The 13,978-nt window shown below is 70.1% G+C and carries 14 protein-coding genes; 5 read left to right on the forward strand and 9 right to left on the reverse strand.

Annotated features, from left to right (window positions below; genetic code table 11):
• Window positions 1-99: 99 nt before the first annotated feature.
• Both OEB96_RS31845 and OEB96_RS31850 read left to right on the forward strand, forming a co-directional pair.
• Window positions 100-1,653, forward strand: a complete 1,554-nt coding sequence (locus OEB96_RS31845) for an ATP-binding protein (protein ID WP_266220586.1) — start codon at window positions 100-102, stop codon at window positions 1,651-1,653.
• 100 nt (window positions 1,654-1,753) lie between these two features.
• Window positions 1,754-1,990: a hypothetical protein gene (locus tag OEB96_RS31850; RefSeq protein ID WP_266220587.1), complete on the forward strand. Its 237-nt coding sequence runs from the start codon at window positions 1,754-1,756 to the stop codon at window positions 1,988-1,990.
• A gap of 111 nt (window positions 1,991-2,101) precedes the next feature.
• On the opposite strand, the gene OEB96_RS31855 is transcribed toward OEB96_RS31850, so the two are convergent.
• From OEB96_RS31855 to OEB96_RS31880, 6 genes are all read right to left on the reverse strand, one after another.
• The gene (locus OEB96_RS31855) at window positions 2,102-2,872 is read right to left on the reverse strand and encodes an SDR family NAD(P)-dependent oxidoreductase (RefSeq protein WP_266220588.1); all 771 of its coding nucleotides are present in this window, start codon (window positions 2,870-2,872) and stop codon (window positions 2,102-2,104) included.
• A 110-nt stretch (window positions 2,873-2,982) separates the two neighbouring features.
• On the reverse strand, window positions 2,983-3,252 hold the full coding sequence (locus tag OEB96_RS31860) for a hypothetical protein (RefSeq protein ID WP_266220589.1): 270 nt from the start codon (window positions 3,250-3,252) through the stop codon (window positions 2,983-2,985).
• 46 nt (window positions 3,253-3,298) lie between these two features.
• A complete protein-coding gene (locus tag OEB96_RS31865; RefSeq protein ID WP_266220590.1) occupies window positions 3,299-4,597 on the reverse strand; it encodes a BamA/TamA family outer membrane protein in 1,299 nt (432 codons plus the stop codon).
• Window positions 4,598-4,724: 127 nt separating this feature from the next.
• Window positions 4,725-6,260, reverse strand: a complete 1,536-nt coding sequence (gene ppx, locus OEB96_RS31870; protein ID WP_266220591.1) for an exopolyphosphatase — start codon at window positions 6,258-6,260, stop codon at window positions 4,725-4,727.
• Window positions 6,261-6,377: 117 nt separating this feature from the next.
• Complete coding sequence (locus tag OEB96_RS31875) at window positions 6,378-7,034, reverse strand: CoA transferase subunit B (protein WP_266220592.1); 657 nt, start codon at window positions 7,032-7,034, stop codon at window positions 6,378-6,380.
• A 97-nt stretch (window positions 7,035-7,131) separates the two neighbouring features.
• The gene (locus OEB96_RS31880) at window positions 7,132-7,824 is read right to left on the reverse strand and encodes a CoA transferase subunit A (RefSeq protein WP_266220593.1); all 693 of its coding nucleotides are present in this window, start codon (window positions 7,822-7,824) and stop codon (window positions 7,132-7,134) included.
• Window positions 7,825-7,965: 141 nt separating this feature from the next.
• On the opposite strand from OEB96_RS31880, the gene OEB96_RS31885 reads away from it, so the two are divergent.
• Window positions 7,966-8,589 (forward strand): hypothetical protein, encoded by a 624-nt coding sequence (locus OEB96_RS31885; RefSeq protein ID WP_266220594.1) that lies wholly within the window; start codon window positions 7,966-7,968, stop codon window positions 8,587-8,589.
• Window positions 8,590-8,718: 129 nt separating this feature from the next.
• Here the strand turns inward: OEB96_RS31885 and OEB96_RS31890 are convergent, their stop codons facing one another.
• Window positions 8,719-9,159, reverse strand: coding sequence for a tetratricopeptide repeat protein (locus OEB96_RS31890; protein WP_266220595.1), 441 nt, complete (start codon window positions 9,157-9,159; stop codon window positions 8,719-8,721).
• 420 nt (window positions 9,160-9,579) lie between these two features.
• Here OEB96_RS31890 and OEB96_RS31895 point away from each other — a divergent pair, with 420 nt between their 5' ends.
• Both OEB96_RS31895 and OEB96_RS31900 read left to right on the forward strand, forming a co-directional pair.
• Entirely contained in the window at window positions 9,580-10,371 is a 792-nt protein-coding gene (locus tag OEB96_RS31895; protein ID WP_266220596.1) for a hypothetical protein, read from the forward strand.
• Window positions 10,365-12,194 carry a serine protease family protein gene (locus OEB96_RS31900; protein WP_266220597.1) on the forward strand — a complete coding sequence of 610 codons (1,830 nt, stop codon included), beginning with the start codon at window positions 10,365-10,367 and terminating at the stop codon, window positions 12,192-12,194. The genes OEB96_RS31895 and OEB96_RS31900 overlap by 7 nt, the downstream gene beginning before the upstream one ends.
• Before the next feature lie 61 nt (window positions 12,195-12,255).
• On the opposite strand, the gene rpe is transcribed toward OEB96_RS31900, so the two are convergent.
• Complete coding sequence (gene rpe, locus OEB96_RS31905) at window positions 12,256-12,951, reverse strand: ribulose-phosphate 3-epimerase (protein WP_266220598.1); 696 nt, start codon at window positions 12,949-12,951, stop codon at window positions 12,256-12,258.
• A gap of 144 nt (window positions 12,952-13,095) precedes the next feature.
• Window positions 13,096-13,962: a hypothetical protein gene (locus OEB96_RS31910; protein ID WP_266220599.1), complete on the reverse strand. Its 867-nt coding sequence runs from the start codon at window positions 13,960-13,962 to the stop codon at window positions 13,096-13,098.
• Window positions 13,963-13,978 lie beyond the last annotated feature (16 nt).

The following is a 13,978-nucleotide window of genomic DNA, read 5'->3' on the forward strand; positions in this document are numbered from 1 at the left end:
GCGGGACGAGCCCGAAACAGTCGTGCCTGGACGCGGTCGCGCGGCTGGCGACCCCGGGATCGACCCCCGACGTTCCTGGGCGTACCCTTCGTTCGAGCCATGCACCCTTCGTTCAACATCGCCGGCCCCTGCATCCGAGGCGAGCACTACATGCTTCCGCCCGAGCGCCGGCTGGATCGCGTGACCGAGCTCATCGACGAGCATCGCTACTTCACGCTGCACGCGGGGCGCCAGGTCGGCAAGACCACCAGCGCTCGCTGGCTGGTGCAGCGCTACAACGCCGGCGACCGCTTCTGCGCGCTGTGGGTCGACATCCAGGATGCGCGCGAGCTGCCCGATCCGACCCGGGCATTCGAGCTCGTGCTCGACGATCTCGATCGCGCCGTGGAGGTCGACCTTCCCGGGCTGGCGCTTCCATCTGGCCCGGCACGTGCTCTCGAGCCCGCGCATAGCTCCATCCGCCGCTACCTCCAAGACCTCGCGGCCCGCGCCCCCAAGCCGCTGGTCGTGCTCTTCGACGAGGCCGACGGCGTGGTCGGCGAGGCGATGGTCTCGTTCCTCACCCAGCTTCGCCAGGGCTACATTGCGCGCGTGGCTCGGCCCTTTCCCGCGAGCGTGGTGCTGGTGGGCCAGCGCCAGGTGCGGGACTACGTTCTTCGCGAGGAAGATCGCCGCGCGGTCGCCTGGCTGGGAACGACCTCGCCGTTCAACATCAACGCCGAGGCGACCACGCTGGTCGCCTTCACCGAGGCCGAGGTGGGCGAGCTGCTCTCGCAGCATACGGAAGCCACCGGCCAGCGCTTCTCCCCCGAGGCCGTGACGCGGATCTACGAGCTGGGCCAGGGCCATCCGTGGCTCACCAATGCGCTTGCCGATCAGATCGTGCGCCGCGATGCAAAGGATCGCTCCATCGAGGTGACGGCCGCCCACGTCCACGCCGCCAAGGAGACGATCATCCTCGAGCGCCGCACGCACATCGACTCGCTGATGGCAAGGCTCCGGGAGGATCGGGTGCGGCGGGTCCTCGCGCCCATGCTCGCGGGCGACGCGGTCGAGTCGGACGTGCTCGACGACGACTTCTCCTACGTGCTGGGCCTGGGGCTCGTGCGCGATCGAGGCGGTCGCTACGAGCTGGCCAACCCGATCTATCGAGAAGTCGTGCCGCGAGCGCTCACCCATCACCAGCAGCGACAGATCTTCAACGAGCCCACCTGGTACGTGCGCCCCGACGGCGCGCTCGACATGCCCAAGTTGATGGCCGACTGGCAGGTGTTCTGGCGCAAGGACGGGCACCTGGCGGCGGAGGGCTTTCGCTACCGCGAGGCCGGGCCGCACCTGATGCTCATGGCGTTCTTGCAGCGGATCGTCAACGGCGGCGGCCGCATCGAGCGGGAGTACGGCCTGGGGCGTGGCGCGCTCGACTTGGTGATCGAGTGGCAAGGGCAGCAGCACGCGATCGAGGTCAAGCTGCGGCGGGACACCGAGACCGAGGGCGAGGCGCTCGATCAGGTGACGGGCTACCTCGATCACCTGGGGCTGCCCGAGGGCTGGCTCGTCATGTTCGACCTGCGCAAGGGCAAGCGCTGGGACGAGCGCCTCACCACGCGCGAGGTGGAGCACCGCGGCAAGCGGATCCATCTGATCGGTTGTTGACGATTCCGGTCGATCTCGCCGCCAAACCCCCACCAGCCCCCGAATTCACCAACTTGCGCCCTCGCTGCAAGCGCGGCGCGCCGGCCGGCGTTCGGGCGGCATGAAGACAGCAACATCCCTTGCCCTGAGCATGTTGGCGGCCGCGGCCGTGGCATGCGGTCCCAAGGCCGACACGGCCAACCCCGATGATGCAGCGGCCAGCGGCGCCGAGGCCACCGAGGCCGAAGCGGCCGATGGAGCCGAGGAGGCGGAAGAGGCGGCGGCCGATGGGGCCGAGGAGGCGGAGGAGGCCGAGGCGGACGAGGCCTCGGAGGAGGAGGCGGCGGCCGAGGAGTAGCCCTCGACACCGCCTCGCTGACGACATGGGTCGGTCTGCGACGGGGTCATGACCTCGCCGCAGGCCGACCTCCTTCTTTCTTGGATCGGTACCTGGGCGGAGCCCGGTGGCTCAGCGCCCGCCCTTCATCATGCGGTCGTAGAGCACATTGGGCAGCGCGGCCATGGTGCGACCCGCTGCGGCCATCGGCAGCGGAAACGCCAGCACCCGGCGTCGCGCCGCGATCGCCTTGCAGATCCGCTGCGCCGCGTCCTCGGCGGTGACGAGGAACGGCATCTTGCCGTTGCCGGCCGTCATCGCCGTCTCCACGTAGCCGGGGCGAACGTCGGTCACGGTCACGCCCGTGCCGCGCAGGTCGATCCGCAGACCCTCGAGGAACGTGCTGAGGTAGGCCTTGCTGCCGCTGTACACGGCGAGCCGGGGGAGCCCACGATAGCCGGCGATGCTCGAGATCCCCACCAGGTGCCCACGCTTGCGCTTGACCATGCGGGGCAGCACGGCCACCAGGGTCGCGGTGGCACCGGCCACGTTGACGGCGAGCACCTGCGCGCAGTCGTCCCAGCCGAGCTTGCCGCTCCACTGCGTCGTGCCCACCCCGGCGTTGGCCACCACCAGATCGAGGCCGCCGACCGCATCGTCGACGGCCCGCACCGCGGCCACGGTGGCCTCGGGATCGGACACGTCGACGGGGTGAATCGACGCCCGCCCACCGGCTTGCTCGATCGCATCGGCGAGCTCCTGCAGCGCTTCGCGGCGGCGCGCGAGCAGAGCGACCTCGATCCCCTGCGCCGCGAGCTGCTTGGCCAGCGCGGCTCCGATTCCGCTGGATGCTCCGGTGACGAGGGCGGTGCGGAACTGGTCTTGGCTCTGGGCGGACGACATGGCGGCGCCCGCTCCATACCAGAGGTCGACGATGCCCGTCACCGTGGGCGTGCGTGCGGCCCGGGAATCGGGGCCGCACGAGCGGCCCGCGAGCGCGCCCGCGCCCGCACTCAGCCCTTGCCGAGGCGACCGAGGAACTCGTTCATCTGCTGCTGGAGCTCCTTGCCGGCCGCCTTGACCTCATCGGTGAGCTTGTCTCGCGCGGCCTCCGCCTTGCGTTCGAACTCGTGGAGCCTGGGCTCGAGCTTGGCCCAGGCGTCCTTGGCGTCCATGCCCGCGAGGTGGATCTTCACGCGAATCTCGTCGGCCACCCGGCGAAGGTCGCCAACGATGGGCAGGTCGGAGGACGATGGGCCCTGGTCTTTGGTCGTGCTCTGCATTCCGACCCTGGTCTGCCCCAAGAACCTCGAGTTGCAAGCGTCCGGATCAGAACGCGTGATCGGTGGTGAAGTAGATCGCCTGGCCCTCGGGAGAGAAACCCGCGTCCACGCGAAACACGAAGAAGCGATCCCACACGATGTACGCCCCGGGCCCCCCGGAGATGATCGGTCGGGCATCGTCTTGGCCCGGTCCTCGCACGTAGCCCACGTCCATGAACGCCTTGAGGGCCGGGGTGAGCGTGCGCTTGCGGATGCGGATCTCGTAGGGTTCCACCCGCAGCTCCACGCTGCCATAGAGCTTGAGCGGCCCGACGAACCTGCGCCGGAAGTACCCGCGGCCGGTGTCGCGCCCGCCGATCCCCTCGCGCACCAGCAGACCGCCCAGCTCGCCCTGATTCCACAGCGGCGCGTCGCCGACGATCGCATCGGCGAGGAACTGATTGGCCAGGATCACCTTCGGGCTGACGATGGGGCGATAGAAGCGGAACGAGCCGTTGAAGCGGGTGAACACCTGCGTGCTGCCCACCCACGGACCACCCAGCTCGACCGAGACGTCGTGGAGCGAGCCCTTGGTGGGGCTCCAGCCGTTGTCGCGGCTGTCCCATGCCAGCCCCCCGAACACGGAGCCCCGGCGCAGGCTCGTCGCCAGGGGGTTGCCGTCGTCGATCCAGCGCGTGTCGGGCTCGGACTCGATGCGATCGTGGGCGAAGCGGGCCCCCACCAGCCATCGTGCGTAGCCCGTGGTCTCGATGCCGAGCTGCCCCGGCTCGAACACCGCGAACGGCTGCTGATAGTCCATCGCACCCCCGATCGAGCGCACGTGCACGCGCTGCGGAGGTGCCTGCAGCTGGTCCCGAGACAGCGGCTCGAAGTTGGCGATGCCGATGTAGGGAAACACGGGGTCGTCGACGAAGCGAAGGCCGAGGTCGAGGATCTCCTGGCGATGCAAGAGGTCGCGCAGCTGCAGATCGAGGGTATGGTCTTGCACGCGCTTGGTGGACACGCGGCCCACCACGTCGAGGCGGGCGTGGTCGAACGTCTCGCCCGGCGGGCGGTATACGTAGCGCGCACGCAGACCCAGGGTGAGCCCCACCGAGGGCTCGGCCCGAATCGTGGGGACGGGCAGGATGCGGTGCCCCTGCACCCGAAAGCCGCGCGGCTCCTCTTCCTTGGGAGACAGCCGGGGGCCGGGCGCAGGGCGATCCGGAGCCTTGCGCCTGGCCAGCACGCGCCCGGCGGCGGCTCGGGCGGCCGCGCCGAACGAGCCCCCCGGGCCGATCGCCGTGGGAGGCGACGACCCCGGGGCAACCGCGAGGGCGACGGCGAGCCCGAGCGTCCCGAGCATCGTGCGCGCGAGAGTACCAAGGCCCGTGCCTCCCGTGCCCCCAATGCCGTCCCATGTCGCCCCCTGTCGTTGGTTTGGGGCATTGGCCGCGTCCGCGGCGTCGGGTCGGACTGCACTCGGCTCGGCGTCAGGACACGGTCAGGTGGAACCCCGCCATGGCGAGGTATTGCTGCTGCTGGCGCAGATCGGCCGCCGTCATGGGGTGCCCGTCGAGCCAGCCCCCGGGAAGACGCAGCTCGAGCACGGGGCCCGCGGCCGTGAGCTGCAGCGGCGGGAGCTGGGTCGGATCGCGCGCGCGGTTGAGGGTGGCGGCCAGCCGCAGCAGCGCCGCCAGCCGCAGCGCGACCTCGCCTCCGGCCGCCCGCAGCGCCTCCACGCGCTCGGGCTTGGGCCGCCTGCGGTGGGCGGCCACCAGCGCGGCGAGGTAGGCCTGCTGGTCGCGGGAGAAGCCCGGCATGTCGCTGTGGGTCAGCAGGTAGGCCCCGTGGGTGTGGAAGCCCGAGAAGCTCACGATGAGGCCGATCTCGTGCAGGCGCGCGGCCCAGTCGAGCAGCATGCCGTACTCGGGGTGGTGCAGCGACCATGCATGCGCCACCTGGGTCAGGCACGCACGGGCGGTCTGCTGCACCCGCAGCGCCTGATCGCGGTCGATGCCATAGCGCTCGGAGAGCCGCTCGATCGTGCGGTCGCGAACGTCCTCGTGCTGGATGCGGCCGAGCGTGTCGTAGAGCAGGCCCTCGCGCAGGGCTCCCGTGGCCGCGGTCATGCGGTCGATCCGCAGGCTCTTGAACGCGGCCATCAGGATCGCCAGGCCCCCGGGCAGCACCGACGCCCGCTCCTCGGTGAGCCCCGCGATGGTCAGGCGGTCCAGTCGTCCCTGCTCGATCATCGCCTCGCGGAGCGCCTTGAGGCCCGCGTAGGTGATGCCCTCGCTCCAGCCCCATGAGTTGGTGCGCAGGATCGAGTCGATGGCGAGGATGGTGCCCGACGAGCCAACCGCCGACACCCAGCCGAGCCTCCGGAAGTCGCGCTTGATCGGCTCGAGCTCGACCTGCGCCTCGGTGATGGCCTCGCGAAACCCATCGCGCCGCAGCCGGCCGTCGCCGAAGAACGCCGCGGTATGGCTCACGCAGCCCATGTGCAGGCTCTCGGTGCGACGGGCCTCGAAGCGCTCGCCCAGGATCGCCTCGGTGCTGCCGCCCCCGATGTCGATCACCAGGCGGCGCCCCGCGTCGTCGCTGAGATCATGGGCAACCCCGAGGTAGACGATGCGTGCCTCCTCTCGCCCCGAGATCACCTCGATGGGGTGTCCCAGCGCCGTGCGAGCACGACCCAGGAACTCCCGCGCGTTGCGGGCCCGTCGCAGCGTGTTGGTGCCGACCGCCCGCACGCGTGCGTGGGGCAGGGGCCGCAGGCGCTGGGCGAAGCGCTCGAGGCACTCGAGGGCGCGGCGCTGGGCTTCCTCGGTCAGGTGCTTGTTGGCGTCGAGGCCGGCGGCGAGCTTGACCCGCTCGCGCATGCGATCGACGACGTCGAGCTGCCCCCCGACCACCCGAGCGATGACCATGTGGAAGCTGTTGGATCCCAGATCGATCGCCACGAGCTCCGACGGGGTCTCGTCGTCGATGGCTTCGGTGGCTTCGCTGGCCGGCTTTGGGTCCATCCGCGTATGCCCTGGTACCGCGAACGCGGAGCGGGCGCCAGAGTCGGACGCGGGCCCGGCTCCGGCTCAGCTCACGAGGTAGCCTCACACCTTCCGTGCGTCGGTGCTCGTGCGGCTTCAGGTCGCCATCGTCGGCAGGGGATCGGCCACCTCGAACGCGCACCCGGTCTTGGCGCGAACCTCGTCGACGGTGACGCCCGGTGCGATCTCCTGCAGGCGCAGGCCCTGCGGGCTCACCGTGAAGTACCCGAGCTCGGTGATGATCTCCTTGACCACGCCCTTGCCCGTCAGCGGCAGCGTACAGTGCTCGAGGATCTTGGGGTCGCCGCTCTTGGTGGTGTGCTCCATGGTGACGATCACCCGCGGGGAGCCGGCCACCAGGTCCATGGCGCCGCCCATGCCCTTGACCTTCTTGCCCGGGATCATCCAGTTGGCCAGGTCGCCGGTGCGGCTGACCTCCATGGCTCCGAGCACGCACAGATCGATGTGGCCGCCGCGGATCATTGCGAACGAGTCGTGGCTGCCGAAGAACGAGGCCCCCTTGTTGGCGGTGACCGTCTGCTTGCCGGCGTTGATGAGGTCGGGATCGACCTCGTCCTCGGTGGGGAACGGTCCCATGCCCAGCAGGCCGTTCTCGCTCTGGAGCACCACCTCGATGCCCTCGGGGACGTAGTTGGCGACCATGGTCGGCATGCCGATGCCGAGGTTGACGTAGTCACCATCGCGCAGCTCCTTGGCCACGCGTCGACAGATCTGCTCACGGGTCAGCGCCATGGTGGTCTCCTGGATCGATTAAGGTGGTCGCGGGGGGGCTGGATGGCCCCCTTGGGGGCAGCTGGTCGGTTGCTTGCCCGAGGTGGTCGCGGGGGGGCTAAGGAGTCGTCGTACGGAATTCGATGGGCTTTTCGTAGTCGCGTCCCTGGATGATGCGATCGACGAAGACGCCCGGCGTGTGGATGAAGTTGGGGTCGAGTTCCCCGGCCGGCACCAGCTCTTCGACCTCGGCGATGGTGATGCGTCCCGCGGTCGCCATGGCCTGGTTGAAGTTGTTGGCCGTGTAGCGATAGACGAGGTTGCCGTGGGTGTCGCCCTTCCACGCCTTGACGATCGCGAAGTCGGTGCGGATCGCGTGCTCGAGCACCACCATGCGACCGTCGAGCTCGCGGACCTCCTTGCCCTCGGCGACCGGGGTGCCGTAGCCGGTGGGCGTATAGAAGGCCGGGATGCCCGCGCCACCCGCCCGTAGGCGCTCGGCCAGGGTGCCCTGGGGGACCAGCTCGAGCTCGAGCTCCCCCGTGAGATAGAGGCGCTCGAAGGTCTTGTTCTCGCCTACGTAGGACGAGGTCATCTTCTTGATCTGGCCCGCCTGCAGCAGGATGCCCAGGCCCTTGTCGTCGACGCCGCAGTTGTTGGACACGACGCTCAGCCCCTTGATCCCCTTGCGATGGATGGCGGCGATCAGGTTCTCGGGGTTGCCGCACAGGCCAAAGCCGCCCGAGGCGAGGGTGATGCCGTCGACCATGTCCTCGATGGCCGCATCCGCGGAGGGGTAGGTCTTGTCCATGAGCCGGAGCATTGTCGAATGGGCGGAGGCGCGCTGCAAGCTCACGCGAGCTCGCACGACAGAAGCCGGCGGCGGCCGCGATGGGCCGCCCATCGACCCGCCGTCTGCAATCAGGACCTCCGGCCGGGTACATTGCGGCCGATGCGACGTCACGTGCTCCCGCTGCTCCTCTCGATCGTGGCCTGCGATTCGAGCCCCAACGAGCCGCACGCAGACGCGTCCCCCGCGGAGCAAGAGCGCCCTGCGCCCGCCCGGACCGCGCCCGTGCCATCTGCCGAGCCCGAGCCTCCCGTCTCGGTCGCCGCCGCGGCCGAGCCCGCTGTGCCCGAGCCCGCTGCGCCCGATCCACCGTCCGCTCTCGCCCCCACGCTCGACGAGCTCGAGCTCGATCCGATCTCCTGCTACCGCTCCCGGACCCGCAAGGCGCCCGGGCTCTCGCCGCACACCGCCCCTGCGGGCAAGACCTACCTCGAGCTGCGCTCGCAGCTGACCAACCCGAGCCCGCGCCAAGCCACGTTCGACGGCTTTGCGACGCTCCGGCAGGAGGGGCCGCTCGCGCCGCAAGAGACCACGCTGATGAAGCAGATGGCCAAGGGGGGCTCGGAGTACGCTCGGTTCGCGCGGCCGTTGACCATCGCGGCGAGCGACACGGAGCGGGTCGCCTGGATCTTCTTGGTCGACGATGACCTCCGCTCGATGGTGATGGAGGTCCGCGATTCCAAGAATGCCCACCGCATCGTGGTCCCGGTGTCGTGTGAGCCATGAGCACGTTCGCACTGCCAGATCGACCGGGCCAGATCGACCGGGGGCTCGCGACCGGGGCTCGAGAGCAAGCCCGTCCGACGCGCGCTCGGTCGATGTGAGCCGTTTCGACGCTTGACCCGTGGCCCTCGCTCACTTCCCGGGCTCCTTGGCGTGAGCGCCGACGAGCGTGGCCAGCTCCTGCGCGCGGGGATCGTCGGGCCACTTCTCCATGAAGCGAGCGGCGTGGTGGCGTGCCTCCTCGTGCACGTTGCGATTCCAGGTGAGCACCACGAGGTTGTAGCGGGCCTCGGGATGGTCCTCGCGTGCGCGCAGGGCCGAGAGGTAGCCCGACCGAGCCTCGTTGTAGCGCCCACGGCGTTGGGCTATCAGGCCGAGGTTGTAGTGGGCATCGGCGTCCTTGGGGTCGGCCTCGGTCAGGGAGCGCAGCCATCCCTCGGCGTCGTCCCAGCGCTCGCGCAGGATGGCGACCTTGGCCGCCTGCAAGCTCGCGGAGCGTCCGCCTCCGGCGTCGATCGATTCCTGGGCCGCCTCCGCGGCCAGCTCGAGCTGGCCCTGCTGTTCGAAGGACATCGACCGGAGGAGCGCTGCCTCGGCGAGCCCGGCGTCCGCGGGCGGAGCGGGCGATGATGCGTCCGGCACGGCGGGCGTCGGGGTCGGGCTGGGCGCTGCGTCCTGGGTGGGTGTTGGCGGGGGAGCTCCGCATGCCATCACCAGTGCGATCAACACCATGGGTGCCGGGGGTGGACGAAGGGGCAAGCGCACGAGCGCCATCGTACCGCTGCCTCCTGCCGGATTCACCCGTGCACCCGGCCACCTCGACGACGGCGTGCTCGCAGGCGAGCCCGCTTGATCGTCGAGGACCGACGCCGTATCTTGGCAAGACCGCGTCGGTCTCCTACTTGCCCGGCGCGACCCTTGACTTCGAGCAAATGGCTTGGTGTGGACATGCAGTCGTCTTCGTGGCTCCCGTGGTTGGGAGCAAGCCGTCGTGTGCACCGGGAGGCACTGGTCGTGCTGGTGGGCGGGCTACTGGCGTGCGAAGGTAGCGCGAGCAGCACGACCCAGGACCCGAGCAATCCGACCGGAGCTGGAACCGAGGCCGGTGACGAGGCCCACGAGCCCGCGTCCGAGTGCGCCACGGCCCCGGTGTGCTCGGCCGATGCGCTGTGCGAGGTGACGTCCTGCGGCGGCAAGACGGCGGCCTTCAACCATTTCGGCTGCGCTCGTACCACCTGCGAGGCCGATGTCGACTGCATGCCGACCGAGTCCTGCTATCCGCGGGCGATGGGGGCAAGCTGCCTGCCGTCGAGCGAGACCTGCAACGAGGACGACGGCAGCTGTGGATGCGTCGTCACGCAGGACTGCAGCGGGGTCCTTGGTGCCCACTGCTTGCCCACCGAGTTCTATCCGGTGGATGGGTACTGCGACGTCGGTGCGTTCACGTGCGACACCATGGCCGAGTGGCAGGCCGGGCTGCGCGCTGCGCTGGCCCATCACGAGGGGGCAGGGCGAGCCGAGCTCGTCGAGCGCCTGTCGAGCTGCAGCGTGACCGTGGCGGACGCTCGCTCCGCTTGCGGCGAGTCGCCGTGTGCGCTGCTGTGCGGGCTATCGGAGTGCGAGGGGACCGATGCGAGTGCCTGCGTCGCCGCCTGTGAGGGCAGCCCCCTCGATGCCACCGAGCTGCAGGCGTCGATCCTCGCGCTCGCGGCTCGTGGTGCCCCGTCGTGCGTATGCGAGATCTGCGAGTCCGGATCGGCCTGCGAGGCGACATGGGGATGCTGAGGAGCATCACCGCCAGCATGGCCCTGTTGTGCGCCTGCAACGCTCCGCAGGTGGACCTCGATCTCTCGCGAGGCCCCGTGTGTGCGCAGACGGACGCGCGGGCGATCCCTCCGACGACCAACTACCACGGGGATGCCGCTCGCCTCGGCTGGAACGACGCCGAGAGCATCCTGACCCCCGAGGTCGTACGTCGCAATGGGCTCGAGCCGGGGTGGGTCTCGGCCCGCTTCGACGAGGCGGTGATCGACGGCGTGGCGTTCGAGCCCATGGCCTATGCGGCCCCGCTCCATGCCGACGACGTACGGGTCATCACCGCGGACGGCACTGCCCTCGCGTCGATGGTGCTCGCCGCCACCAGCAACGGCTGGGTCTACGCCACTGCGGCCGAGAGCGCGCAGGGGCCCTGTGCCCTCGCGCCGGGCGATCCGTTGTGGCGCACGCAGGTGGTTCGGCCGCTGCCGCTCGAGCGGCTCGACGGCGGGGTGCCCATGGGCGTGCTGAGCACCCCGATCCTCGATCTCGAGGCGTCGATTCCACGGATCTACGTGGTCGGTCTCGATGCCGCCGATGGCTGGCAGGCGTTCGCGCTGGCGCTGGACGACGGACGGATCCTCGATGGCTGGCCCGTGGGGATCGACGACCTCGGCCTCGCTGCGGTCGACACCAACGGGCCGGCTCGCTTCTGGGGCGCCGAGATCATGTCGCAGCGGGGGGCCCTGCGCCTGTCTCCCGGCGGTGAGCGGCTCTACGTGACCTTCGGGACGTTCTGGGGCGAAGGCGCGGGCTGGATCGTCGCCATGGACACCGAGGAGCCCGCGGTCGTGGCCGCATTCTCCTCGGCACCCTCGAGCGAGGGGCGCAGCAACGGTGGCATCTGGGGCTCGGGGGGGCCGGCCGTCGACGACGAGGGGCGAGTATGGCTGAGCACGGGCAACAGCCCTCCGGGCAGCGGCTCGAGCCCGGGGGTCTGGGGCAGCAGCCTGCTCGAGCTGGACGCCGACCTCGTGCTGCGTCGGGCGTACAGCCCGTTCAACCACTGCGTGCTCGACGACGCCAACATGGACCTGGGGGCGAGCCAGCCCGTGCTGCTGCCCCCGTTGCCCGAGACCTCCACCCCTCGGGTGGTCGCGTTCGGTGGCAAGCAGGGCAACGTGTACCTGGTGGATCGCGACGCGCTCGCCGTGGCCGGGGAAGGCCGTGCGCCGTGCCGCGACGATGCCTCCACCGACGCGTCGCTGCTTCCCCCGGAGATCCAGCCCCAGTTCGGGACCCGCGGGCCGCTCAACGTGTTCGGGCCCTACTCCGACGAGTTCGGTCAGATCGACCACGCGAAGATGCGCACCAAGCTGGCCCATTGGCGGGATGCCATGGGACGCTCGTATCTGTTCGCGACCGGCTCCACCAAGGCCGCGCCCGACTCCACCGTGAACGTGCCGCCCTCGATCGCCAAGCTACGGGTGGTCACTCCACGCGATCGGCCCGCCTGGCTGGAGGTGGAGGCGGTCGAGCCCGAGGTGGTGTTCCACAACCCCGGCTCTCCGATCGTCACCAGCCACGAGGGACGCGACGGCATCGTGTGGGTGATCGACCGCAACGCGCCCCGCACCGCCTCGCTGCTCGATCCGAATACGCCCGGCGCCGTCGTGTATGCGTTCGACGCGGACACGCTCGAGCTGCTGTGGCAGTCCGAGCCCGACCAGCTCGGGCCCATCGGCAAGTACGGGACCCCCATCGTCGTGCGCGGGCGGCTGATCGTCGCAAGCGATCGAATCCAGACCTTCTCGCTGCGTTCCGCTCCGCCCGCCCCCGGGCGCGATCGATGAGCGCGTGGCGTACGAGCGCGTGATGCGACGCGAGAGCGGACACGAAGCCTCCTGCTCGTGCCTAGCTCCCGGCCCCCTCGCGAATGGCTGCGATCGCGCCGGCATACGTGGGGTGTCGCGGGTTGCGGAACACGGCCGAGCCCGCCACGAACGCATCGGCGCCGTCGCTCCACAGCTCGCCCACGTTGCGCTCGTCGACGCCGCCGTCGACCTGCACGCGCGTGGGCAGGTCCGCCGCGTCGATGGCGGCTCGCAGCGCGCGGATCTTGGGCCGCACCAGGGGAATGAAGCGCTGGCCGCCGAAGCCCGGGTTGACGCTCATCACCAGCACCAGATCGCACAGCGGCAGGACGTCGCGGATCGATTCCCACGGGGTGTGGGGATTGAGGCTCACCCCCGCCATGACTCGGCCGCCGCCGTGGTGGGGCAAGGCGCGGATCTGCTCGAGGTTGCGGTGCAGGTGCCGGCAGGCCTCCACGTGCACGGTGATGAGGTCGGCGCCGGCCTGCGCGAAGTCTGCGACCAGCCGCTCGGGTTCCTCGATCATCAGGTGGCAGTCGAGAGGCTTGTCGGTGGTGGGGCGCAGGGCCGCGACCACCGGAGCCCCGATGGTCAGGTTGGGCACGAACCGACCGTCCATCACGTCGACGTGGATCCAGTCGGCGCCGGCCTCGTCGATGGCGCGGAGCTCCTCGCCGAGGCGGGCGAAATCGGCGCTGAGGATCGAGGGGGCGATGACCGGGGGCGACTTCGGCATGGGCCCCGATCTACCTCGGAACGGCGCCCTCGGTGTAGGTCGGCGGCACGAAGGCGATGGAGCCGATCAGCCGTCGAGGCGCGGCGCTTGGGGAGAACGCCGCGCCTCGCTGCCTCGCGATCGTCGGTTCCGAGGGCGTGCTCCCTATGGGCAATAGAACTTCACCCGGTAGTCCTCGCACTGGTTGTCGGGCTGGCTGGCGTTCGTGCAGCCCAGCCCGCTGGCCGTGCACGACACGTTCTCACCCATCGAGGTCCACGGCTCGCCGTCGAGGGTCTCGCAGATCGCGTACGACGGGCTGGCACAGACATCGGCCGAGTTGTAGAGGTGGTGGAGCTCGTAGTCGCCGTCGCCGCCGGGAGTGTCGCGATTGAGCCAGCCCGTCCACTCGCCGGTCAACGGCCCCAGATCCTCGATGTAGAAGATCAGATCACAGTCCTGCGCGTCGGCCTTGCTGCGGATGTGGCCACCGTTCCACTCGTTGCCGTAGAGGCTCACCCCGTCGGCGTGGTTGCGGATGCGGTAGCCGCCCATGTACGGGATCAGCTCGAACTCCAGCGCGGGATCGCTCCAGCACTCCGAGTGGCCCACCTCGGCCCCGTCGGTCGAGAGGGTATAAAGGCACTGGTCGGTGCCTTCGTGGCGGATGCGGTAGCGACCGTTCCCCGCGTCGTCGAGCACGAACACCATGCCGGGGCTGTCCCAGCAGCTCCAGTTGCGGGTGTAGCCGGTGTTGGTTCCCCGCGCGTAGATGCACTTGTCGGAGTGCGCGTGGCGGAGCCGCACGCGGGTGCCGTCCGCGAACGGGGTCTGCACGGGGTCGACGGCAGCGGCCAGCGCGTCGAGGTCTTCGAAGTCCTCGGTGTCGCCGAAGACCTCGATGTCGGGATCGGGCTCGACGTCGCAGGCGGCGGTGGCCAGGCCGAGGCCGGCCACGCCGAGGGCGAAGACGCGGGCCACGGCCAGGGCGTCGAGGATGCGGGGCAGACGAATGGGGGCTACGGTGAGCATTGGGTTGTCCTTTCCT

Origin of the sequence: Paraliomyxa miuraensis (assembly GCF_026337845.1) — a bacterium.
GTDB classification, from domain to species: domain Bacteria; phylum Myxococcota_A; class Polyangia; order Nannocystales; family Nannocystaceae; genus Paraliomyxa; species Paraliomyxa miuraensis.

What these genes read in the sequence shown, in the direction of transcription:
- OEB96_RS31845 (WP_266220586.1), top strand. Translation starts at nt 100, where the DNA reads ATGCACCCTTCGTTCAACATCGCCGGCCCCTGCATCCGAGGCGAGCAC.
- OEB96_RS31850 (WP_266220587.1), top strand. Translation starts at nt 1,754, where the DNA reads ATGAAGACAGCAACATCCCTTGCCCTGAGCATGTTGGCGGCCGCGGCC.
- OEB96_RS31855 (WP_266220588.1), bottom strand. Translation starts at nt 2,872, where the DNA reads ATGTCGTCCGCCCAGAGCCAAGACCAGTTCCGCACCGCCCTCGTCACC.
- OEB96_RS31860 (WP_266220589.1), bottom strand. Translation starts at nt 3,252, where the DNA reads ATGCAGAGCACGACCAAAGACCAGGGCCCATCGTCCTCCGACCTGCCC.
- OEB96_RS31865 (WP_266220590.1), bottom strand. Translation starts at nt 4,597, where the DNA reads ATGCTCGGGACGCTCGGGCTCGCCGTCGCCCTCGCGGTTGCCCCGGGG.
- ppx (WP_266220591.1), bottom strand. Translation starts at nt 6,260, where the DNA reads ATGGACCCAAAGCCGGCCAGCGAAGCCACCGAAGCCATCGACGACGAG.
- OEB96_RS31875 (WP_266220592.1), bottom strand. Translation starts at nt 7,034, where the DNA reads ATGGCGCTGACCCGTGAGCAGATCTGTCGACGCGTGGCCAAGGAGCTG.
- OEB96_RS31880 (WP_266220593.1), bottom strand. Translation starts at nt 7,824, where the DNA reads ATGGACAAGACCTACCCCTCCGCGGATGCGGCCATCGAGGACATGGTC.
- OEB96_RS31885 (WP_266220594.1), top strand. Translation starts at nt 7,966, where the DNA reads ATGCGACGTCACGTGCTCCCGCTGCTCCTCTCGATCGTGGCCTGCGAT.
- OEB96_RS31890 (WP_266220595.1), bottom strand. Translation starts at nt 9,159, where the DNA reads ATGTCCTTCGAACAGCAGGGCCAGCTCGAGCTGGCCGCGGAGGCGGCC.
- OEB96_RS31900 (WP_266220597.1), top strand. Translation starts at nt 10,365, where the DNA reads ATGCTGAGGAGCATCACCGCCAGCATGGCCCTGTTGTGCGCCTGCAAC.
- rpe (WP_266220598.1), bottom strand. Translation starts at nt 12,951, where the DNA reads ATGCCGAAGTCGCCCCCGGTCATCGCCCCCTCGATCCTCAGCGCCGAT.
- OEB96_RS31910 (WP_266220599.1), bottom strand. Translation starts at nt 13,962, where the DNA reads ATGCTCACCGTAGCCCCCATTCGTCTGCCCCGCATCCTCGACGCCCTG.